The 21004-nt window shown below is 70.2% G+C and carries 20 protein-coding genes; all 20 read right to left on the bottom strand.

Annotation, left to right across the window (positions count from 1 at the left end; genetic code table 11):
• Positions 1-2 precede the first annotated feature (2 nt).
• Positions 3-911 carry a type II secretion system F family protein gene (locus ACY0PA_RS00605; RefSeq protein ID WP_473082818.1) on the bottom strand — a complete coding sequence of 303 codons (909 nt, stop codon included), beginning with the start codon at positions 909-911 and terminating at the stop codon, positions 3-5.
• Positions 911-2527, bottom strand: coding sequence for a CpaF family protein (locus tag ACY0PA_RS00600; RefSeq protein ID WP_473082817.1), 1617 nt, complete (start codon positions 2525-2527; stop codon positions 911-913). The genes ACY0PA_RS00605 and ACY0PA_RS00600 overlap by 1 nt, the downstream gene beginning before the upstream one ends.
• Positions 2524-3441 (bottom strand): hypothetical protein, encoded by a 918-nt coding sequence (locus tag ACY0PA_RS00595; RefSeq protein ID WP_473082816.1) that lies wholly within the window; start codon positions 3439-3441, stop codon positions 2524-2526. The genes ACY0PA_RS00600 and ACY0PA_RS00595 overlap by 4 nt, the downstream gene beginning before the upstream one ends.
• Positions 3442-3445: 4 nt before the next feature.
• Positions 3446-4162, bottom strand: a complete 717-nt coding sequence (locus tag ACY0PA_RS00590) for an SAF domain-containing protein (protein ID WP_473082815.1) — start codon at positions 4160-4162, stop codon at positions 3446-3448.
• Positions 4163-4189: 27 nt separating this feature from the next.
• Entirely contained in the window at positions 4190-5062 is an 873-nt protein-coding gene (locus tag ACY0PA_RS00585) for an ATP/GTP-binding protein (RefSeq protein WP_473082814.1), read from the bottom strand.
• Entirely contained in the window at positions 5056-5433 is a 378-nt protein-coding gene (locus ACY0PA_RS00580) for a hypothetical protein (protein WP_473082813.1), read from the bottom strand. The genes ACY0PA_RS00585 and ACY0PA_RS00580 overlap by 7 nt, the downstream gene beginning before the upstream one ends.
• Before the next feature lie 462 nt (positions 5434-5895).
• Positions 5896-6912: a hypothetical protein gene (locus ACY0PA_RS00575; RefSeq protein ID WP_473082812.1), complete on the bottom strand. Its 1017-nt coding sequence runs from the start codon at positions 6910-6912 to the stop codon at positions 5896-5898.
• Entirely contained in the window at positions 6909-7205 is a 297-nt protein-coding gene (locus tag ACY0PA_RS00570) for a hypothetical protein (RefSeq protein WP_473082811.1), read from the bottom strand. The genes ACY0PA_RS00575 and ACY0PA_RS00570 overlap by 4 nt, the downstream gene beginning before the upstream one ends.
• A gap of 82 nt (positions 7206-7287) precedes the next feature.
• The gene (locus tag ACY0PA_RS00565) at positions 7288-8238 is read right to left on the bottom strand and encodes a replication-relaxation family protein (protein ID WP_473082810.1); all 951 of its coding nucleotides are present in this window, start codon (positions 8236-8238) and stop codon (positions 7288-7290) included.
• Positions 8238-11024 carry a type IV secretory system conjugative DNA transfer family protein gene (locus ACY0PA_RS00560; protein ID WP_473082809.1) on the bottom strand — a complete coding sequence of 929 codons (2787 nt, stop codon included), beginning with the start codon at positions 11022-11024 and terminating at the stop codon, positions 8238-8240. The genes ACY0PA_RS00565 and ACY0PA_RS00560 overlap by 1 nt, the downstream gene beginning before the upstream one ends.
• Complete coding sequence (locus ACY0PA_RS00555; protein ID WP_473082808.1) at positions 11024-11362, bottom strand: hypothetical protein; 339 nt, start codon at positions 11360-11362, stop codon at positions 11024-11026. The genes ACY0PA_RS00560 and ACY0PA_RS00555 overlap by 1 nt, the downstream gene beginning before the upstream one ends.
• 166 nt (positions 11363-11528) lie before the next feature.
• Complete coding sequence (locus tag ACY0PA_RS00550; RefSeq protein WP_473082807.1) at positions 11529-12017, bottom strand: hypothetical protein; 489 nt, start codon at positions 12015-12017, stop codon at positions 11529-11531.
• Positions 12018-12104: 87 nt separating this feature from the next.
• The gene (locus ACY0PA_RS00545) at positions 12105-13307 is read right to left on the bottom strand and encodes a lytic transglycosylase domain-containing protein (protein ID WP_473082806.1); all 1203 of its coding nucleotides are present in this window, start codon (positions 13305-13307) and stop codon (positions 12105-12107) included.
• On the bottom strand, positions 13304-15877 hold the full coding sequence (locus ACY0PA_RS00540) for a hypothetical protein (protein WP_473082805.1): 2574 nt from the start codon (positions 15875-15877) through the stop codon (positions 13304-13306). Before ACY0PA_RS00540 ends, ACY0PA_RS00545 begins: the two co-directional genes overlap by 4 nt.
• On the bottom strand, positions 15874-18495 hold the full coding sequence (locus ACY0PA_RS00535; RefSeq protein ID WP_473082804.1) for an ATP-binding protein: 2622 nt from the start codon (positions 18493-18495) through the stop codon (positions 15874-15876). Before ACY0PA_RS00535 ends, ACY0PA_RS00540 begins: the two co-directional genes overlap by 4 nt.
• A gap of 5 nt (positions 18496-18500) precedes the next feature.
• Positions 18501-18725: a hypothetical protein gene (locus ACY0PA_RS00530; RefSeq protein ID WP_473082803.1), complete on the bottom strand. Its 225-nt coding sequence runs from the start codon at positions 18723-18725 to the stop codon at positions 18501-18503.
• Positions 18722-19297: a phage holin family protein gene (locus tag ACY0PA_RS00525; protein WP_473082802.1), complete on the bottom strand. Its 576-nt coding sequence runs from the start codon at positions 19295-19297 to the stop codon at positions 18722-18724. The genes ACY0PA_RS00530 and ACY0PA_RS00525 overlap by 4 nt, the downstream gene beginning before the upstream one ends.
• Positions 19294-19650, bottom strand: a complete 357-nt coding sequence (locus tag ACY0PA_RS00520) for a hypothetical protein (RefSeq protein ID WP_473082801.1) — start codon at positions 19648-19650, stop codon at positions 19294-19296. Before ACY0PA_RS00520 ends, ACY0PA_RS00525 begins: the two co-directional genes overlap by 4 nt.
• Positions 19651-19662: 12 nt before the next feature.
• Positions 19663-20751 carry a conjugal transfer protein gene (locus tag ACY0PA_RS00515; RefSeq protein WP_473082800.1) on the bottom strand — a complete coding sequence of 363 codons (1089 nt, stop codon included), beginning with the start codon at positions 20749-20751 and terminating at the stop codon, positions 19663-19665.
• On the bottom strand, positions 20730-20984 hold the full coding sequence (locus ACY0PA_RS00510) for a hypothetical protein (RefSeq protein ID WP_473082799.1): 255 nt from the start codon (positions 20982-20984) through the stop codon (positions 20730-20732). The genes ACY0PA_RS00515 and ACY0PA_RS00510 overlap by 22 nt, the downstream gene beginning before the upstream one ends.
• Positions 20985-21004: the final 20 nt, after the last annotated feature.

Here is a 21004-nt window from a genome sequence, read left to right as displayed (position 1 = left end):
GATCACGACTGCTCCACCCCCACCGTGGCACGCTCGGCCGCCGTACGCAGCAGCCGTGGCTCGGGCTTGTTCCGGGCGGTCTTACGCATCCACACCAGCGACCCCGTGACCATCAACCCGACCACCATCAGACCGAGTTGGCCCGGCGCGGTGCGATACCAATCGGTGTAAGAGACGCTGGTCAGCCCGAGCGCGATGACCGCGAGGGTCAGCACGGTGACGTTGCGGGCCTTACGCCGGGTCCGCGCCCGGTCAGAGTCGAGCTTGCGCAGGGCCTTGGCCTTGTCGGACTTGTTGAACGCCATCTCCTTGATCACGTTCGCCAGTCCGCGGCCGCGGGCCTGGGTGTGCATCTGGAACACCATGGCGATCTCGTCGCCGGTATTGGAGGCCAGGTCGTCGGCGAAGTACCGGTAGGCCTGCGCGGGCGGCACCCCGTCCGCGAGCCGCTGCGCGAGCCGGGTCACCGGCACACGCAGCAGATCCGGCACCGTGGACAGGGAACCGGGGATCGCCACCTCCAGCGGCTTTCCGGCAGCGATCACGCTGGACAGCTGCTGCAGCCAGTCGGAGAACGCCTCCAGCTGCTCCAGCTCGGTACGCGCCGAACCGCCCGGGAACAGCAGGAACGGCAGGCCAGCCACACCGGCGAACGCGACCAGACCGTGCACCGGACGTCCGGCGATCGCCCACACCAGCACCCCGGCGACGACCGCGGCACTGAACAGGAAGCGGTAGTTGGCCTGCCACACCGGCGGAAGCTCGTCCAGCAGCCCCGGCCCGCCACGTCGTTTGACCGGGCCGCGCTCCGGCTCGGTGCGGCGGCGCAGCGCCGTCACGGCCCGGGCGAGGCAGGCCACGAACACCACTACGCCGAGCCCGGCCACCAAGGCCTGCTGCGACTGGGTCATCACGATGCCCGCCTCTCGGCCTCGCCGGAGTGCTCGACCGGATCCCAGGTGCCGTGCGGGTACTGGGCCAGCAGCAGCGGGTTGAACCCGGCCTCGGCGATCTGCTCGGCCCGCTCCGGGCTCATCTGGAACGCGGTCGGCACCGCCCGTCCATCCCCGGGCCGCGGCGCGAACAGCTGGGTCATGGACGGGGTGCCGTCCTCGTTGAGCCCGTCGACCTCCCACACGTGGGAGACGATCTTCTCGCCGGGCTTTGCGCCCTTCTTTACGAACACCATCAGATGCACTGCGCCCTCGATGAGGCGGTACGAGGTCTCCGCACTGAGGTCGGCCATCGACAGGCGCAGCACGAGGCGGGTGATGACGTCTTTGGGGTAGTCGGCGTGCAGCGTGCACATCGAGCCGGGCTGGCTGGCCGACATCGCCTCCAGCATCGCCATGGACTCCTTGCCCCGCACCTCACCGACCATGATCCGGTCGGCGTTGTACCGCAGCGCGATCTCAATCAGATCGGACAGGCCGATGGCGCCGGCGCCGTCTTCACCGTTGGACTGCCGCGTCTCGAACGCCAAGGTGTGGCAGGGGGTTTCGGCGTCATCGAGGAACAGTTCCAGCGAGGACTCCAGCGTGATCAGCCGCTCCGAGGCCGGGATCTCACGGCCCATAGCGCGCATCAGCGTGGTCTTCCCCGCGGTCATCCCGCCGCAGATGACGATGTTCATGTGGGCCCGCACCGCCGCCGACAGGAACGAGGCGAGCAGCTGGTCGACCGTCTTCTCCTGCAGCAGGTTGCCCAGCGTCCACGCGCGGCCGCCATGCTTGCGGATCGACACCGACACATTCCGGGTCAGCACATTCGCCGCCACACGCGAATCGTCCGGCAGCCGGAACTCCACCGCCGGCGACGCATACGACAGCTGCCGCTCGCCGTGCCCGGACTGGGCGGCCATGGTGTTGATCCAGGCGATCGTCTGCTCACGGCTGGCGAACGGAGAGGCCATCTTCTGCCGCTGCTGGCCAGCGACGTCGACATACATTTCGTCGCCGTCGATGTCGATGTTCTGCACACCGGGCTGGTCCAGAAGACGCTGGAGCGCACCGGCGCGGAAGGTCAGGTTGAGGACCTCCTCGTGCAGGATGCTGCGTTGTTCCTGGCTGAGCGGCGGATTCTTCTGTGTGAACTCGGCATGCCAGGCGGCGATCTGGCGGCGGGCGAACAGCTCCGCCAGCTCCCGCTCCTCCTCCGCCTCCAGCGTCTGGGCCTGCTGTCGCTCCCGTACGGCTCGCAGATCCTCGGCGACCCGCACCCGCAGCTTCTGGATCTCCTCCGGCGGCACCGGCAGCGTGCCGGGCAGCGACGCGGTCCGCGCGAAGTCGGCCACGCCCATCGCCCCGGCGCCCGCCGAGGAGCTGGTGGTCACCGGCGCGACGGGCGCCACGGGGGCAGGCGCCGGCGCGACCGGGCGCGCGGTGGGGGCCGGGTGGGCTTGTGCCGTCCTGGGATCCGGTGTTGCAGGCGCGACGTGCTCCTGGGGGTGGGTGCTGCGCTGGGAGAGCAGACGACCCAGCTGTGTCCGGGCTGCGTCCTTGTCCCCACCTGCCGGCGTGTTCGTCACGATGCCTCCCTACGACGCCGCATCCCCAACTGCCGCACCTGATGCAGCACTGCCGGGCTCACGCCCTGGCGGGCCCGCATCTCCATGTGCAGCCGACGCTGCTGGGCATACGCGCGCAGCGGACCCAGCACATCGCGCGCGCTGCGTAGCAGCGCCGAGCGGGCCAGATTCCGCGGCGGCGCGCCGCCGGCCGACAGATATGCGGCCGCGCGCTCGTCCCACGTCAGCGAGCCGAGGATTGGGGCCTCGAACTTGGCCTCCACCTCGTGCGGCGCGAACTCCCGCCGCGAGCCGGACGACAGCGTGAGCAGGCCCAACGCCCGTGCGCCGGTGCCGTGCTGGCCGAGCTCGTCCTGCAGCGCCTCGATCGCCGTCGAGGCCAGGAACACCGACGCGGGATCGGCGAGCTTCACAACCAGCAGGACGATGTCGGCCTGGTGAAGGACCGGGGCCGGGGTCAGCAGCCGGTGCAGCTGCCCGTTCTCCCAGGCCAGCCGCCCGCCATCCACGATCACGTCCCAGTGGTGCTCGTGGTCGGTCATCTGCAGTACGTCGATCAGGCTCGGCCACAACTCCTGCAGCGAGGACGCCTGCCGCGGATCAGTCAGGCCCGGCAGCACGAGCCGCATCCCGGTATCGTCCAGCGGCCACAGATGCTGATCCACCTGCGGCGCCAGATCCTGTACCCCGGCCGCCGCGCTGCTCCAGTACGCCTCGGCCAGCTTGTGCAGGCCGATATTGCCGTCCAGGGCCTGTCCGCCCAGGTGGATGCCGCGCAGCAGCCGGTGGCGCAGCTTGCTGCCCGCCATGTCGAACTCGGCCAGCAGCACCGACTGGCGGCTGGACAGCGCCAGCGCGGTCGCCGACGTACTCACACCGTCGGAGGCGGCCGACACCAATGCGATCAGAGCCATGCCGTCACTGCTTTCCGTCGCGCGGCTGCCGTACCAGGGCGATCCGCTTGGCCGCGGCCTTCTCCGCCAGCTGCGGCCCGTCCGTGGTCGGCACCGCGAGATTCACCACCAGCGATCCGGTCGCGTCCGTACGGCCCACCGACTTCACCGTCGCCTCGATGATCTCCGGCTCTGGCTCCGCGCCGTTCTTCGCGGCTCCCGTGCCGGTCGTGGACTGGGCACCCTGCTCGGGTAGCACCACGGCCAGCACCTTGTCGCCGGGGCGCAGTTCGTCCCTCGGCGCGGTGCCCTTCTTCACCTCGACGCCGACCACCTGCAGGTCATCGCCGAGGCCGCCGCCGGCCTGCACGGAGGAGGCGGTCAGCAGCGAGCCCTGGCGCAGGTCGACCGCGGCCCGCTGTCCCACGATCCGGCTCCGGTCGGCGGCCGGCACCGGGGAGAGCGCGGGATCCTCAGCAACCTGGGCGGTCGTCACGTCCGAGGCCTTCACGACCTGCCCGGCCTGCACATCGTGCGCCACGGCCAGGACCTCGACCCGGTCACCGGCGCGGTTCACCTGAGAGATCGCCACCAGGGCACCGACCAGAGCGGCCAGCGTCCAGACCAAGGCCTGGATCAGCTTGCGCGGGGCTCTGGACGACTTCTTGGCGCCCGCGGAGATCGGCAGGTCAGCCTGACGTGGCGGAGCGATCGGCGGCGGCGCAGGCGTCGTGGTGTCCATGACGTACGAAATCCCCTTCAAGAATGGTTAGTTGACGGCCTGAGACTCAATGATCGTCAGCCCCACCTGCGAATTGCGGACCTCGGTCAGCTGACCGCTCTCCCCACCGCCGCCGGCCACCTGCCAGTCGACCGCCCAGGTCGCGGTCGCGGACACCTTGAACTTCCCGCCCGCTGAGTCGGAGGTCTGCTTGTAGACGTGGCCGCAGTCCGGCGACTGCTTCATCCCGAACGACTTCCGGTACCCCGTTCCCGGACCGTTACAGGTCACCGACGTCCCGTCGCCCATGTTCCAGACGATCGACTTCACCTTCGCTGTCGCGGTCACCGTCACCCCGCCAGCCGTCGCGGTCGCCGAGTTCGGGCCGTACGTGGTCGGTGACTGGTCCACCGCCATCCACACGGGCATCCCCACCAGGCCCTTGCCGCCCGGCTTCGGGTTGATGTCGATGTCCGGGCCGACGAGTTTCATCGAGTCGACCGCGCGCTGTGCGACGACTTCGGGGTCGATGGTCGGTGCATTGGGAGCGGCTCCCTGCGGAACCCACACGGTGCCCACGCGGCCGGTGGCAGGGCAGTTCACCTGGTAGACGGCGCCCTTACGACCCTGCTTCTTGCCGTCCTTCTGCGCGAGGTTCTCCGCGGGCGGCTGCGGCACGAGCTTCGTGTAAGTGCACTTGGAGGCTTCCTTGGACGCCGACTTGCCGGAGCTGGCACTGCTGGCCCCCTTCGCCCCTCCCGTGCCGGGGCGTACCGCCGAATCCCGAGCGCATACCTTCACGTACCTGGAGGCGCCCCTGCACACGCCGCCGTGTCCGCTGCCCGCTGCGTAAGTGGGCGCGCTGATGACCACCACCAGGAGCGTCGTGCTCCCGGCTGCGATGATGGTGCGCCTCAGCATTTGGACCCCCCTTGGGTGTCCACGTCGGTCACGATCCAGCGCCCATCCCACCGCTGTGCCGTGGCGGTCGCGTAGTACCGCAGCGGCTGGCTGGTGGGCAGCGGGATGACCTTCTTGGCCTTGGTGTCGTACGTCTCGTACTTGGACAGGTCGACACAGTCCTTGAGCTTCGCCTCGGGCACCTTTGCAGTGAGGTTGATCCCCGTCACCTCGGCGTCGTGCTGAACGCCTCCGCGTACGACGGTGCCGGCCTCCTTCATCAACGCGACGTCGTTGCGGATCTTTCCGAGAGCGTCGAGAGAGGCGTACTTCTCCAGATCCGTGCCCTTCACGTCGGCGTGCTGGTACGCCTTTGTCTCCTCGGCCGTCATCGCGTTGTACACCTTCAACGCTGCGGCCTTCTGCTCCGCGTCAGGGTCGGCAGTGTTTGAAGGCGCAACGGATTTCGGCGAACTGGATGGCGTATCAGCCGACTTGGAATTGCCGTCGGAGTCCGAACTGCAGGCAGTGAGGGCGAAGACGGAACAGCCCACAAGTGCCGTGCCGATAAGTCGATTTCGACTGCGAAGCTGGTTCTTTTTGGCCTTTGCCGTTGGCGTCACTACGCCTCCCCGTTCTCCTCGTCCGCTGTGCCGGTGACCTGTGGCGCATCGCGCTGGGTGATGGTGTGGTCGTGCTGCGCGAGACGGGTGTGGTTGCCGTGCACATGCACACGTTACGCATATTCACGCCAACAGCACAGCCGGTAACGGCAGTTCACAAGCTGCGACCGCGTCAATCCCGTCCAACGGGACGCATCGGTCCTTTCGGTATATGGCGGTCCCGTTGCGCGGTCAGTTCTTCACGTCTCCGGTGTAGGTGAGGTCTTCGCCGTACGGATCGACCACTTCGATACTGACCGGACCTTCAATCTGTTTTCCGGGAATGGTGAAGTGCACGGTCACGGTGGCCATCCGCTGGGGCGCGATCCAGGCGAGCGATGGCAGATTGGACAGGTTCTCTTCGAAGTCGCCTTCGGTGAGCTCCGTTCCGGCGTAGACCTTCAGGTTGGCCTCCGGGCGGTTGCCAAGAAGGGTGTCGTCAAAGTTGTTGAAGAAGCTCAGGTCGACCGCGTAGCGCTTGCCCTGGGCGGTGGCGTCGGCGGCGCGGGGCTGGCCGATGCGGAGCCAGGGCGAGTCCTCCGCCCAGTCGCCGAACTTCAGCTCCTTGGCGGTGTCGACGGGCTGAACGTGAGAGGTGCCGACGGGGCGGGCCGGGGCGCCTGGGATCGCGCCCTCGATGTAGGTGGGGTCGTCGCCCTCGATGGTGAAGGTCAGGGGTTGTCCGGCGGTATCGGCTGGGACCGCGTAGCCGACTGTGGTGGTGTACGTGCCACCGGGGCGAACTCGGATCGGGTGAGATTCGATGTCGGGGAACGCGAGGCCCTTGATGCCGGTGTCGGCGAACGCGGCTGCTGTGCGGCCCTCGGGGCCGTAGCGGGCGGTGACGTCGAGAGAGCCGTGCAGCTCCGCGATGCCGCTGTCGGTATTGGTGAAGGTGACCTTGGCGGTCAGCGCTCGCCAGCCGTCGGGAATCGCGGACGCCTTCACGCTCGGCTCGGCCGAGGAAAGTGCACTGACACTGACCGTCCAGGAGTCACTCTGTCCCTCCTCCCTAAACGGGAAGGACGAGCCAAGGCGCAGCATGCCCTCCGGCAGGTCCGGGGCGGAGGGTGGTGTGGACTTGGGGTCGGTGGAAGGCCTCTCGGCTGCTGCTTGGCTCGAGTCCTCGGCACTGTCCTGGGGCCCGGAACAGCCCGACAGCAGGGTTGCCGCGGTGACCAGAACGGCCCACTGGCGCCTTCTCTTCACGTGAACTCCCCTGTGGTCATGTGGGGTTGGGATTGTGCCATCGGTGATCCACAGCGGGTGCTCGGGTCCTGACGGTGCGTGTGTGCCAGTGGCTGAATCAGATCCTCGAGACGGCCGGTGCCGTCGGTCTGGGCGAGCCATCCGTCCAGGAGGTCCTGCAGGACGGTGCGGGCCAGGCGCTGGTACTGCGCGGGGCAGTGCTCGCGCTCGCTGAGCCAGCCGAGATGGCGGGTATGGGCGCGCAGCGCGATCAGCTCGGTGAGGAGCGGGGACGGCAGCGGGACTGTGTCCACTACGGGTGCGCAGGCGTGCCCTCGAGGCGAAGGGGCCGGTGTGGGTGGCGAGGAAGCGCGCCGGAGAAGGGCGCGCCGCACATCAAGCACGGGAACCTCCGGTCGGGGCGAGGAAGACGTCGGTCGGGGCTGCGTCATTGGACAGTGGGGTCATGACCGGGGCGAAGGGTCCCTTGTCCTGCAGGAGCTGCAGTGTGGTGACTCCGGCGGTGAGTTGGCCGACGCGCGGGTCCGCGGCTGCGAGGGCGCGCAGGTCCTGGATCCGGTTGGCCAGAACCCTGTCGGAGGCTCCGGTCAGCACGATGAGCAGGCGGGGGAAGGCAGGGTAGTGGTCGCGCCATGCCTCGCGGGTGGAGCGCCGGCCGCGGCCGCCGACCGCGGGGACGTAACTCTGGTAGCGGGCGTAGGCGGAGAGTTTGGCGGCGAGCCGGGTGGTCTGCATGGTGGCGCGGTCGACTTCGATAAAGAAGCTGAGCATCCGCCGGCGCCCGTCCTCGGTGGTGTGGGTGTAGCGCAGGATGGCGTCCGGAATCATGAACGCGTCGTCGATACCGCGCGATTCACCGTCGCGGATGCGGTGGGCGACCTCGGGCTCCCAGTCCAGCGGCGAGCACTCGTGGCCCAGGCGGCGAGACCAGTCGACGAAAGCGATGCCTGTGTCGACCACGGTGAGCGTGTGCTCTTGCAGCTGGGAGGCCGCGGTCTGCGGGCTGATGCGATAGCCGCGCCGCGGCACCGTCGGGTCGTAGGCGACCGCTTCGGCGCCGCGCGCGGTGATGTACCACAGCAGCTCCGGGTTTCCCAGACGCGAAGTGCGCCGGGTGGTGGCGTCGACGAGGCCGACGCGGCGCAGCTCATTGAGCTGCTGGCGGAGGTAGACGGGACGGCGGGCGTGGGGGGTGAACAGCTGGTGCAGCTGACTGGTCGCGATCAGGCGGTGCTGATACAGCGCGGGCAGCAGGTCCTGCGCCAGGCGGGACAGGCCCGTGGGGCGCGGCGGGGCGGTCTGTGTGATGGGGGTGTCCAAAGACATCAGGCAACCTCACTGGAGCCGGCGCCGGTGTCGGGCCAGCAGTCGTCATCGGGGTCGGCGTCGGTGGTGTTGGGGGTTTGTGGTTTGGGCGGCGCGGGGCGGCGGCCGAGCTCGGCGGGGATCCGGTCGTCCAGGGAGGGCCTGCGCCCGTCGTCGCTGCCGTCCAGCTCGGTCAGGACGGTGTGCAGCGGGCGGCGCCGCAGCGTGGCGTCCATGGCCTTCTCCAGATCGGGCAGGCGCTCGGGGTGGTGGTAGTCGGCGAGGACCTCGTGGACGGGGACGCCGGCGACCTGGAACGTGGCCGTGGGCCTGCCGCCCAGGGTGGCGCGTACCGCGTAGTGCCACTTCGGCTGCTCGGTCAGCGTCATCGCGTCGGCGCCCGGCAGGCGTTTGGCGAGGAACGTGGCCTCGTCGGTGTCGGCGGCCGCGGCCGTGAGCAGGCTCTGGTTCTGCATCAGCGCGAGCCGGGTCTCCTCCGAGAGCCGCATCGCCATCTGCGTCATCGCCATGAGGCGCACCTCGTACTTGCGCAGCTGCTCGAGGATCGCGGCGATGTAGCCGCGGGCGGCGCCGTCGATCGCCTTGAGCTCGTCGGCGAACGCGAACAGCGTGGCGAGCAGCTCAGGGTCGGTGCCCTCGCGGGAGTGCCCGGCCCGGAATAGGTCGAACAGCAGCAGCGACGTGATGATCTGGTCGCCGGTGCCGGTGCCGGAGCAGCGCAGCAGCACGATCTGCCGTTCGTCCATCGCCCGCCGCACGTCGTAGGTGGAGCGCGGCTGGCCGAGGAAGGCGCGCAGCGAGGTGGAGGTGGCGAGCTGCTCGATGGTCTGGGTGACCACGGGCACCGCGCTGCCCTCGTACTTGGGGAACGTGGTGCGCCAGAACTGCTGGAGCGGCAAAGGCAGTTGGGTGAGCACGCTTTCGCGCCACTCTTCGTCCGTCAAAAGGCGGGGGATGGTGAACAGGGTGGGCTGCAGGTCCGGGCGCCCGCGCTGGCACATGCGGTAGGCGAGGTGGGCGAGGATCTCCACCGCGTGCGAGAGGATCGCCCGTGCGCGCGGTGCGCCGTCGCCCCAGCCCTGTGCGGCGGCGAGCCCGGCGACCACGGCGCCGATGACGTCCTGGATCTCCTCTTCGGCGCGGCCCTCCATCGACAGCGGATTCCACGCGGCGACCATCGCCCCCGGCTTCTTCACGCTCAGGTCGATCAGCTGCACGCGGCCGATGACCGCCGGGTGCGTCAGATACGGCAGCGCCCGCTTGATCGCCGCGCCGTGCGGGTCGAGGAACCAGGCGCCGAACCCGCCGTAGGTGAGCGTGATGGCCTGCAGCAGCGCCAGCTCGCTCTTGCCGAAGCCGGACTTGCCGAACGACGCACCGAACAGGACCTCGGCCTGGGGCAGGCATGCGAGCCGGGTACGCCCGTCGGCTTCGGTGACCCGGCCCAGCGGCACCACGCCGGGCTGCCCGGTCCAGGTGGGCAGCGCGCGAGGCGCCGGCGCGAGGGTGCCGCCGGTGCGCACCACGTTCTGCGCCGTGCAGTTCACGGTCGCCGGCCGCAGCAGCGCCGCCAACTCCTGCGAGGTCGCCCATTGTCGGCGCGCCGGAGCGAACTCGCCTGTGGCGTAGCGGCGATCGAAGGATCGGCGCCGCCACCACACGCTGCTGTACGGCCGCCACCCCATACGCCGCGGCCCGATCGGCCGCCACCAGTTCTCCCCGGACCAGGCGTCCATGACGGCCATCACCTGGTGCAGGCGGGCCTGCGCCCGTGCCGGGTGCGTGCCGGTCACCCGCACCAGCACCTGCACGGCGAAGACCTGCGCGTCCGCGCCGGGCAGGAACTTGCCCACCCCGTCGGCCAGGTCCTTCTGCCGCGGCAATGGCTTGGAGGAGCTGGTCGAGGACAGCGGCTTGCCGCCGTTGAGCCCTTCGACCAGCGCCGACATCAACGACGATCCGCCGCCGCGTCTACCCGAGCCCAGCGATTCGCCGTACGCGGACGGTCCGCGCTGCTCGGCGCGGCGGACCAGGCGGCGCCGCCATGCGGCCACCCGCCAGCTCGCCACCGGCACCGCGTCGACGACCAGCTCGGCCTGCTCCCCGCGCTCGGCATCAATCTGCGCACACGCGTCCGCGAGGACCTGCAGCGGGTCCGGGTCCAGCGCGGCCGGGGTGAGACGCTTGTGGTCAGGGCGCGCCAGGACCAGCTCGGCGCGCGCCACATACCGCGCCTCGGGCTCGGCGGGAGCCTCTTGCCTGACGCCCTTGGTCAGCTGCACGCGCTTGGCGGCTGAGGGCCGGGGCAGGGGAGACGCTCCCTCGAACGTGATGCGTTCGACCGGGTCGTGGCTGAGCCGGTCCCGGCGGCTGCGGACCTGGATGTTGGGCAGGGACGGCAGCCGCATCAGCGCGGCCGACGTCGCCGGACCCTCCATCCGCAGCGACAGCTGCCCCTGTCCGTCGCTGCCGTGCCGCAGCCGCATCCCCTGCGCCCGCCGCGGCGCCCAACCGGCAGTCTGCGAGGCGCGCGCCAGACGCGCCGCGTGCGGAGCCATGTCCTGCGCCGAGGGATCAAATCCCTGGGACGGCACCAGCTCGACGACCGCCCGTTCCGTAAGCAGCCGGCGCGCCCGCCACCGCCACCACAGCGAGCCCGCGCCCGCCACCAGAGCGCCGACCCCGCCGACCCAGCCCAGCCACCAGGCCACTTCGCACAGCAGTTGCGGCCACGGCACGTCATCGGGAACGACGGACGAGATCACGGAGGAGACGATGTCGCCCATCAGCAGCTGCTTTGCGACAGGCGAAACCGAGGCGTGCGCCGCCCCTCGCGCTTCGCCTCTCCGACGGTGAACACGCGGTGTGCTGCCGACCGCCACAGGCGTCGTACAGCCAGGCCACCGAGCCCCATCACCAGGAGGGGCACCCACGGCCAGCCGCGATGCTCTGCGGCCGCGCGTGCCGCGGAATCACCTATGAGCGGCAGATTCTGCAGATCGCCGCCCCACCACCAGCCGTGCACGCAGCCCACGGCGAAGATGATCGCGATCAGCCAGCCGCACAACTCCACGAGCAAGACGACTGCTGCATCTCGCGGCGACTCCGGCAGTGTGGTCTTCACAGGGCACTCCCGTCAGGATTCGGGCGGCCTTGCGCCGCCCACCTGAACCCCCAAGGAGCACCAGCCCTCAAAACGTGACCGTCAGCGGGAAGGAATCTTGCTCGGCCGGGAGCGTGGGCCACTCGAGGGCGGCCCATGCTCCCGATCGACGCGCCGTGCAGGCGCCTCAGTAGACCCGATGCTCTTCGAGCCACTCGCGGTCGAGGATGATGTAGGCCCACCGCTCCTCCTGGGCCTCAGTGCGCCCCGACGCGAGGACCTTGTTGAACTCATCGACGCTGAACAGGAAGAGGCCTATGCCCTCGTGTCGAATCCTGATCACCGTCTCAGTGAACGAGGTGCTGCTCGTGCCGGTCCAGTCCGCAGGGAACTCCACGAACATCAGGTGCGTCGTACGGGCCGGATCGAAGGCGCGCCAGAGGTCGCGGCGCAGCTTGTGCGTGCACCCCGGAAACTTCTTCTGCTCGGTGTTCGAGGCAGCGACGAGCAGCTTGGCGTCAATGAGCTGGTCTCCGTTGACGATGTCGTGCCCCGGAGTACGTCCGCCCTTCAGGACAGGGCTGTCACCCTGACTCGCCAGCCAGTGTGCGACGACGTGCTCGGCCGCGACAGCTCTAACTGGTCCGAACGCAGACTGTTCGATGTGAATGTTCATGGTGCTCTTCCCTTAGCTTCGGCAGCTTCCGCCGCCTGTCCGGCGGCGGCCGCGGAAAGTAGCACCGACCTGATTCTGGACCGCGCGTCAGTCCTTGTAGGTGACGTGGACGTGGTCGTAGTGCCCGCCGGTGACCGTGTGTGGATTGTTCAGACCGTGGTCGTACGGTCGTCCCCAGCCGCCTTGGTCCTCGGGGTGGTTGATGCTCCAGATGCGCCCCTGCCAGATCACGTATTGCACGTCCAGCGCGCCGGCGTTCTTCCGCAGCCATGCGGCCAGGGCCCAGCCCTGGGCGAGTGCGGTGCCGGAGGCGCGTGTGCCGAGTGTGCCGGGGGTGTAGTCGCAGGCGCGGCCGAGTGGGTGCTCGCCGCCTTCGGAGCGCGGTGTCTGGCAGCCGATTCCGCCGTGCCAGCGCGGCCACTTGTTCAGGATCTCCTGGTATCCGTGGGCTGTTGCCCCGGTCAGACAGCGGCCCCCGGTCGGGTCGGCGTACGAGCAGGCTGTTGCTCCGCCCTGGTAGGCGGCCGGGGGGCCGGGCAGGGACACGGAGACGGGCACGGGGCCGTTGCTGCCGGTGTTGCCGAGGACGTCGCCGGCCTGGTCGTACTGGTGCACGTACTGCAGTACTTCGTCCGCGTACCAGCCGGCATGGTTGTAGCGCAGGGCCGCCTTGCGTAGCTGGGCGTCGTCGCTCAGGTCGCTGTGTCCGGTGCCGCACAGGTAGACGGCGGCGCCGAGCGCCGCGTCGAACGCGTTGTGAGGGTCTTTGATGCCGTCGCTATTGCCGTCCTGGCCGGTGGGGCCGTTCCAGGTGGAGGGCAGGAACTGCATGGGGCCCACGGCGCGGTCGTAGGAGGTGTCGTCGTCCCATGTGCCGCCGTCGGTGTCGGGCACCTTGCTGGTGTTGCCGCCGGCGCCGGAGCCGTCGAGGCGGGCGCCGATGATGCGCGGGGTGATCGTCCCGTTGTCTGCGACGCGGTGGCCGGCGGCGTGGTGGGACTCGACCTGCCCGAATCCGGCCAGTACCGACCAGCGCATGCCTTTGCACTTCGGGCGGAGCTTGGTGGTCCGGGAGGCTCCGTTCGCGTACGCGGACAGCATCACCGGCCCGATCCCCTTCACCGAGGCCGGCGCATCCTGTACGCCCCCGGACAAGTAGGCGGCCTGTCGCCTCTGTTCGTCCTGGTCGGCGGCCACTGCCCCGGTGAGGGCCACGAAGGCGCCGACACCGAGCAGCAGCGGTATGACGGCGGCGGCCGCGCCGAGCGCGAGCCATCCCTTCTTCGTCACGGCGTTCTCCGGCGGGCTGGCGCGGGCCGCGTCGTACGGGGCCGGGGTCCGGCTGGGGCTGCGGAAGACTGAGGAGCCGGACTGGGCGCGGCGCCGTGCGTGCGGGCCGTGTCTGTAGTCATTCGGTACAGCCGCTGGCGCAGGGCCTGCTGCTGGGAGGACGCGGCCGGCTGCGCCACGGGCCGGGCGGCCCGGCGCGGCGGCCGTGCCCGCATCGGCGCCGGAGCGGCTGCGGGGCGACGTGCGGCGGGGGCCGGGACGAGCGGCCGGTTGATGACGCGGGGCGGGGTGCGCGGTTGCGGGCGAGGTGGCAGCCCGCGGTGCATGCGGATCTTGTTGCTGGCCCAGCGGCCGCCGACGTTGTTCCAGTACGTCTGGGAGAAGTCGCGGACGGCGGGCAGCTGACGAGTCACGGGCTGGGTGAGACGCGAGCGCAGCTGGGCGGCGGAGCGCGCCATATTGCCAGGTGCGGCCTTGATCGCCGTGCTCGCGGCGCGGGCGGCTTGTGGCAGGTAGACGGGCGCGCCGAGGGTGTACTTGAGCCCGAACTTGCCTGCCCCGTATGCGGCTTTCGCGCCTCCGGCGACGGCCTTGGTGGCGCCCTTGGCCATGGCGGTGGTGCCGCGCACGGCCATGCGGGCGCCGAGGCGTCCGGCCAGTGAGGTGGCCCCGCGCCCGCCCAGCGACATCAAAGAGCGAGTGCCCCCGCCGCCGGCGGCTGCTCCGCCGGTCGCGGATATCGCGCCGACCATCAGCGCGGTGGTGGCAAGCGTCGCGGCCAGCGACCGCTTGCGGCCTGCGTCCTGGTTCATCGCGGCGGGGGCGCTGCCGCCGAGCGGGCTGCCCGCCAGGCTGGTGCGGGCGTTCATGGCCCAGGCCTTGGACCGCTGGGTGATGCGCTTGCGGAACTTGAAGCAGGCGATGACGGCGACGTCGACTGCGGCGAACCGGGCGGGCAGGGCCCCGGCGTTGTCGCCGAAGGGCGCGTTCAGCAGCGCGGTCACCAGGGTGATGGCGATGGCCAGGCCGGTGACCAGAGCGACGAGGAGCCCGAGCAGGCGGACGATGTTCGTTGCCCGTTCCCACAGCCATGCCCGGCCGGGGCCGGGCATGATGCCTGCCGCGAGGGCGACCCGTGCCAGCACCGCTTCGATGACCAGACGCATCTGCGTGGACAGGTAGAAGAACGCGGTCATGAGCAGCAGCACCGTCATCAGGACCGCGGCGATGAGGATGAACAGCGCCCCGCCGACCTTGTCCCAGCCGGTCCTCTTCGCTGTGGCCGCGTCCTTGACGCAGGCCTTCTCGAAGTCGCTGTTGGGGTTGAGGCCGAGCAGGTCGTTGGCGACGTAGTCGGTCGCCTTGTCGGTGAGAGCGTCCGGGAGGCCCTGGACGGGGTTGGGCACCCACCCGAACCCGGACGGGTTCTTCTGGATGAGCTCCTTGGTCTTGTCGACCTGTTCGTTGAAGAAGGCCTGCTTAACGCGGGAGTCGCTGTACAGATCAACGCACTTGTCGCTGAGCTGCTGGTTGTAGGAGAGCAGGAACGCAGGGCGCACCACGAACGCCTCGACGATCCCGTCGGTGACGGTGCGGGTCAGTTCCCGGGCCTTGGGCTCGGTGATCTGCCCGGCCTTCGACAGCGCGTCCTCGTGGCCGGTGGTGATCGCGTAGATGGCGATGCCGAGATCGCGGGCCTTGCCGACGGCACCGTCCTGCTGGCCGAGCAGCAGCTGTGGGGAAGCGGCGAACGTGGACACGGCGAGCGCGCCGATCAGGGTGGAGGCGGCGATCTCGCCCCAGCCGCGGGAGGTCCTGCCGAAGGTGATGTTCCAGAACGCGACCACGCCGGAGTAGGCCATCATCAGGCCCGGTACGCCGAGCTGGACGATCGTCTGGTTGTACAGGGCATCCGACAGTTTCATGGCGGGCTTGAGGAACAGCGAGGCCAAAGCCCAGGACAGGGCCCAGGAGATCAGCCAGCAGCCGAACGCCACGACCCACTTGGTGAGCTCGAACAGGAACTGCGTGGCAAGTTGTTGGAGCTCGCCCGAGAAATCAGTGACGCCACCGGTGGCAGAGACGATCCGGTACGCCGATACCGGCAGGCCCTTCTCGTCGGTGACCTCGAACGCGTTGAGGACGCCGCCGTCGCCGTGCTTGGCCTTGTACTCCTTGACCCGCTGCCGCATCTCGCGGCGCAGCTTCTCCTGCGCGGCCGCCTTCTTCTCTTTTGCGGACGGTTTCTTCGACGTGCCCGTTCGGTCCTGGCCGTTGTCCTTCTTCTTGCCGTCCTTCGTAGCGCCGCTGGTCTTGTCTTTGTCGTTGGGGGCGGTGGGGTTGACGGACTCGGGCGGCAGCAGCCCGGGCGCGGTCGGCTCCATGCCCGGCTCGTACTTCGGGAAGGACGCCGACGGGGACGGCGTAGGCGCGGGGTCCCCGGGGGCGGCACCGACCCGGGGAGCGAGCAGCATCATCACGGTCAGCGCCGTGATGACCAGCAGCAGTCCGCCCGCCAGATGACGCCGCGCACCCGCGATCCCGCCGCACCATCCCCGACGCATGGTCATGTCGTCACCGCCTCCGTCCCGTCCGCGGCCAGCTCCTCGCCGTCCGGGCCTTCCTCGGCCCGGGCCTGTTCAGGGTCGGAGTGGATGACGTCGGCCAGCGCTGGGTCGAGCGGCATCTGCACGCGCATTGCGCCGATCCGTCCGAACAGGTCGCGCACCAGACATTCACCGGCCCGCTGCGCCTGCACCACGTCGGACTCGTCCAGTGGGGAGAGCCGGGTGGTGACCATCTCCAGCAGTTCGGGGTCGCCTGTGTCGAGGTCGAGGAAATCGAGGCCGCGGCGGGCCAGTTCCTTGTTGGTCTGGCGGAACAGGTGCCGGCGGGGGAACAGGCCGCGCACGATGCGGCCGACCTCAGTGTCGGGGCCGATGTCGTCGGGGTCGTGGCTGCCGACCAGCACGCCGGCGTTGTGCTTGCGGCCGTCGCGTACCAGCTCCAGGAGGAGGTCCAGGCCCTCGGGCGCGGAGGTGAGCCACCAGCACTCGTCCCACACGACCTGGCAGAACTCCGCTTCGTGGCGCGGGTCGAAGGCGATGTGCCGGCAGATCGCCGCGATCAGATACAGGGCAGCACGCCCGAAGACCTTCTCCGGGCTGAGCCGTTCGAAATGGCCCGGTTCCAGCTCCCACTTCTTGGGCAGTGCCAGCTGAGCGACGGAGAACACCACGGAGTCGGCGTCGGTGTCGATGACCGGCAGGCTCTCGTCGAAGACGGCACGCGCGATGTCGCGGCGGGCGTGCATGTTCAGCTTGCGGGCCAACGAGCGGCAGGTCGGGTCGTCGTCGCGCACGCCGCGCTCGGTCAGGTGCGCCATCAGGGCGCGCATGCTCGGCTTCGTGCTTGCCAGGACGTGTGCGACGGCCTCGGACAGGACATCGCCTGCCTCGTCCATCGACTGGATGCCCAGCAGCATGTGCAGAAAGGACTCGCAGCGCCGCTGGGCTTCGGAGATGTCGACCGGCGCCTGTCCGCGCTGCTGCGTGAACACGCGGAAGGGGTCGAGGCAGACGGCGGCGCTGCTGTCGGTGGTGATCAGCTCGGTGCGTCCGGGGCAGGCACGCGCGAAGCGCAGCCACTCCTGCTTCGGGGTGCGGTCCACGATCACCGTGCGACCGCGACTACCCGGCACCCCCTTCTTGCGGCCTGCGGCGAGTGTCCAGTAGACGGCGCACTTCATCGCGTACGACTTGCCGCCGCCGAGCTCGCCGAGGAACGCCGCCGACGCGGAGGTCCGCTTCTTCGGGCCGCGGGTGAAGTCCATCAGCACGGGGCGGGCGCCGCCGCCGGTCAGCTGCCACCCGTACAGCGGCCCGCGCTCGTCGCCGAGTTCGGTCGCCGCCCAGGGACCGGCCATGCAGAAGTCGCGGGCGAGCAGGTACTGGGCGTAGGAGGCCATTGCCTGAGGGGTCCGCGCGCCGGGCAGCATCCCGTAGAAGAGGTGTTCCTGGTCGCCGAGCGGACGGTCCAGGGTGTAGTCGTCGCCGCCGAACTCCGCAATGAGCTGTCCGGCCCGCTGTTCCACCTCCTGCGGGCTCGCCCCCCAGACGCAGAAGGCGACCATGGCCCGCACGTCGACCTCGCCCTTGGACGCGGTCAACCGCTCCCGGTTCTCCGCCAGGCTGTCAGCGGCCTTCCCGATCGAGGCCGGCACCCCGGCCGGATCGTGCGCCCACTCCTCGGGCTGACCCGCCAGGTCACGGGCCTTGCGACGAGTCTTGGCCTCCGCGACGGCTCCGGGCGTGACGTTCAGGCGCACCACCCAGTCGACGGGGAAGGCGAACGTATCGAGCGCAGCCAGGTACTCCGAGCCGGGGAAGCGGAACGCCTCCGGCATCTCCGAGAGCGTCAAGAAGCTTTGGTAGGAGGCGCCGTGTTCGGTGGCGACCTCCAGCCACCTGCGCTTGAACACCCCCGCGCCGCGCCGCTCCACCTCGTCGGCGAGGGCGCCGTCGATGGCCCCCTCGGTGAGCACGGCCTGGCCGAGCGCGGCGACCGTGCGGCCGCGGTTGACGAGCCCGCGTAGCGCGTCGGCGGCGGGCAGCAGCGGCTCCAGCACCCCGCGCCGCGCCGAGTGCCCGTAGATCCACAGGATCTCCGCCTCGCTCGCCGGACGGATCGCTACGGTGCCCGGCCACGTCGCCGCCATCTGCGCCGCCTGCGCCAGCCGGCGTCCTTCTTCCTCCCGGCTGATCGGCGCGGGCAACAGACCGAGCTGCAGGGCGACTTCCGCCTTCGCAGCGCTCGCCATGTCCGCGAGGCGCTGACGGCGGCCGGCTGCGGGCAGCGGGACGCCGAGCCAGTCGGTGCGCCCGGTCAGCTCCAGGCCCTCGAGCGTGTCGAGGACTCGGTGGGCGACCTGGGTGTAGTGGTCGCTGGCCTGCATCTCGATGTCCTCGGTCATCGCCCGCACCACCGCGCGCGGGTCGACCTGCGGACACAGAGAGAGCCACATCGACTCGCCGACCAGCTTCTTCACCAGCGCCTCGAGCGCCTTCAGGCGGCGCAGCTTCGCGGTCTTGCTGGAGTGGACCTGGTCTACGCCATGCACCCGGTACAGCGCCCACGCCGTGCCGTGCACGGTCCACACGACGTTCCCGGCCACGTGCCGGATCGGCATCTTCACTAGAGCTCCCCCCGCTCGCTGAGGTGCGTGGACGGCGGGTAGTGAACGCGGCCGCACTGCACGAGGGCGAGGCGCATGGGCAGGCTCTTGCCGCGGGCGAGCAGCCCGGGGAAGGCGGCCTGGGCGGCGGTGAACTCCGGGAGCCGGGTCACCAGTTCCCAGCATTCGTCCCGCACGATGCGCACGGGCTTGTCGGGCCCGGGGCTGAGGTTGGGGGTGGTCATCGGTGCTCCCTCGAAGCGCTTGAGCGGTGCGTGGCGAGCTGGGCGAGTGCGGTGGAGGCGGTACCTACGGGCGTGGTGGTCGCGCGCCGCGACGGGCGTCGTACGAGGACGTGCATCTCCGAGGGCACAGCAGATGCGGCCGCGCGCCGCTTTGGTGCCTGCGCGGTGGGGGTGAGGGTGACGGTGCCCTGCAGCGTCTGCGTGGTGATCCGCGGCAGCTGCCGGCCACCGAGCCGGGGCCGCTGCCCGCCTGCCACCAGGCCCGCCGTGCTCGCCAACGCCGCGAACGGGTGCCGGCCGTCGATGTGCAGGCGGCGCACCAGCAGCGAGGCGAGATAGGGGACCAGGGCCAGGGCGACGAGGTTGAAGAGCCCGAACGTCGCCCACAGACTGGGCACGGCGACCAGAGCGACGATCACGACCGCGAAGACGACGCCCATGGTGATGAACTGCGGCACGCTGTACGGGCCGCCCCACAGTCGGCGTCCCTCCCACTGGCCGATCATGCTCGGGTGGCGGCGAGCCTTGGTGTAGCAGCGGCCGACGAGATCCTCCTCGTCCGCGGAGCTCATGCGTCCCGACCCAGATGCACACGGCCCGCAGTCGAAGCGGTCAACACGATGGGCTCGGGAGCGGCGATGACGCGGACGACAGCCGCGCCCTGGCCGACGGTGTGGTCCTTCTTCAGCTCTTCGGCGGTCTTGTTGCTGAGCACCGTCTGGGAGGCGATGACACCCATCACGACCGCGCCGCCCACGGCGGCGACGAAGGCCTTGAGCATGGAGCGGGTCGCGGCCCAGGTCGCACCGATACTGCCCACGTAGATGATGCCGAGGACGACCACGGACAGCAGGGTCTTGACGTCTTTGCCCATGCCGGTGAAGTCGTCGATGATGCCGACCGCGGCCAACGGAGTGGAGGACATGAGGGCTTCTCCTTACTGAGCAGGGGAGGTGGACGGCGAGGCCGTCGACGTTGAGGGCAGGTCGGGGAGGGTGACTTTCGGGGTCGGGTCCAGGGCGGCGACCTCCCATCGGCCATCGCGGCCGGCCAGGGTGAGCGCGTACGACAGCGGCCGCGCGATGCCGTCGGGGCGGGCGGCCTTGATGGCGACCACCAGGCGCAGCCGCTCACGGCCCGCCGGGGCACCGATCCGTCCGTCGCCGTCGCTGTCCTGGAAAGCGGCCTCGACCGCGACCTGCGTGACGGTTGCCGACCGGTACGGGGCGGGTCTGACCGGCGAGAGGTGGGTGCCGGGTGAGACGTAGCGCCCCAACTCCCCGCTGCTGGACAGGTAGGCGGCGAAGAAGGCGGACAGCGTGTCCACGGCAGGGTCGGAGACGTGGGCCGGCAGCGGCGTGCCGTACGCGAGCTCCGCCTTCGGCGCGCTGCCGGTGGGGGCGGAGATCTCGGCGGGCAGCGCGAGCGCGGCCAGCGGGCCGCCGTCCCGGTCCGCCTCGACGGGCACCTGGAAGAACCGCATGCGGATCAGCGGCTGCTCACTCGCGGTGGAGTTCGCCGTGTTCTTGGCCGCGGGCTCCAGGACCCGGGCGGCGACCGTCACCGACCAGTACCGTCCCGGCGCCACCTCCTGCACGCGCACCGCGGCGATCTGGCCGACCTGCACCGCGTCGGGCTTGCCGCCCAGTTCCAGGTCCTCGGCCCGCGGGTAGAAGGCGGCGAGTTCGCCCTGCGTTCCTTCGCCGGCGCGCAGGAACGCGGCGACGTACATCTCCGCGAACCCGCCGGGGCCCGTCGTGTCGCCGGTGGAGGACTGCACGGCAGGGGCGGGGTGAGCGTCCGCGGCCGGCTGCGACACGATCGCCCAACCGCCCAGCAGCGGGCCGGAGATCAGCAGGGCCCAGGCCAGGCGCCGCACGACGTTGGTCGCCACCGCGACCGACCCGGTCGACGGCGACGTCCACCAACCGCTCTGCTCGTCCAGCTCCTGGTCGGCGACGTCGACGATCTCGTGGCGGGTGCGCTCCTTCCGGCTGCGGCGCTTTACGACGTCGCCCCCTGCCACACGCGCAGCTGCCGCTGCTGCTCGGCTGGGTCCAGCTGCGCGAAGCGGTCGAACGCCTCGCGGGCCGGGTCTGCCTCGTGCAGGTACTCGCGCGCGATCCGCGCGGTGTGCTCGGTGAACGGCAGCGTCTCCAGCAGACCAACCAGTTGCTTGACCCGGCGCCGTGCCGCGGCGAGCAGGTCCAGATCCGCCTGCTCGGCCGACGCCGTTGCCGTGTGCACCGTGTGCGTCATCGCCACGGTTCCTCCCTCAA

The sequence above is a fragment of the Streptomyces sp. DS1-CR2 genome (assembly GCF_055760475.1).
Note: the sequence above shows the minus strand (reverse complement) of the source record. Positions and strands in the feature narration are given on the sequence as shown.

Coding starts and splice junctions, on each gene's coding strand:
- ACY0PA_RS00520 (WP_473082801.1), bottom strand. CDS start 19,650: ATGTCCTCCACTCCGTTGGCCGCGGTCGGCATCATCGACGACTTCACC.
- ACY0PA_RS00530 (WP_473082803.1), bottom strand. CDS start 18,725: ATGACCACCCCCAACCTCAGCCCCGGGCCCGACAAGCCCGTGCGCATC.
- ACY0PA_RS00550 (WP_473082807.1), bottom strand. CDS start 12,017: ATGAACATTCACATCGAACAGTCTGCGTTCGGACCAGTTAGAGCTGTC.
- ACY0PA_RS00590 (WP_473082815.1), bottom strand. CDS start 4,162: ATGGACACCACGACGCCTGCGCCGCCGCCGATCGCTCCGCCACGTCAG.
- ACY0PA_RS00605 (WP_473082818.1), bottom strand. CDS start 911: ATGACCCAGTCGCAGCAGGCCTTGGTGGCCGGGCTCGGCGTAGTGGTG.
- ACY0PA_RS00565 (WP_473082810.1), bottom strand. CDS start 8,238: ATGTCTTTGGACACCCCCATCACACAGACCGCCCCGCCGCGCCCCACG.
- ACY0PA_RS00535 (WP_473082804.1), bottom strand. CDS start 18,495: ATGCCGATCCGGCACGTGGCCGGGAACGTCGTGTGGACCGTGCACGGC.
- ACY0PA_RS00585 (WP_473082814.1), bottom strand. CDS start 5,062: ATGCTGAGGCGCACCATCATCGCAGCCGGGAGCACGACGCTCCTGGTG.
- ACY0PA_RS00580 (WP_473082813.1), bottom strand. CDS start 5,433: ATGACGGCCGAGGAGACAAAGGCGTACCAGCACGCCGACGTGAAGGGC.
- ACY0PA_RS00540 (WP_473082805.1), bottom strand. CDS start 15,877: ATGACCATGCGTCGGGGATGGTGCGGCGGGATCGCGGGTGCGCGGCGT.
- ACY0PA_RS00525 (WP_473082802.1), bottom strand. CDS start 19,297: ATGAGCTCCGCGGACGAGGAGGATCTCGTCGGCCGCTGCTACACCAAG.
- ACY0PA_RS00595 (WP_473082816.1), bottom strand. CDS start 3,441: ATGGCTCTGATCGCATTGGTGTCGGCCGCCTCCGACGGTGTGAGTACG.
- ACY0PA_RS00510 (WP_473082799.1), bottom strand. CDS start 20,984: ATGACGCACACGGTGCACACGGCAACGGCGTCGGCCGAGCAGGCGGAT.
- ACY0PA_RS00560 (WP_473082809.1), bottom strand. CDS start 11,024: ATGGGCGACATCGTCTCCTCCGTGATCTCGTCCGTCGTTCCCGATGAC.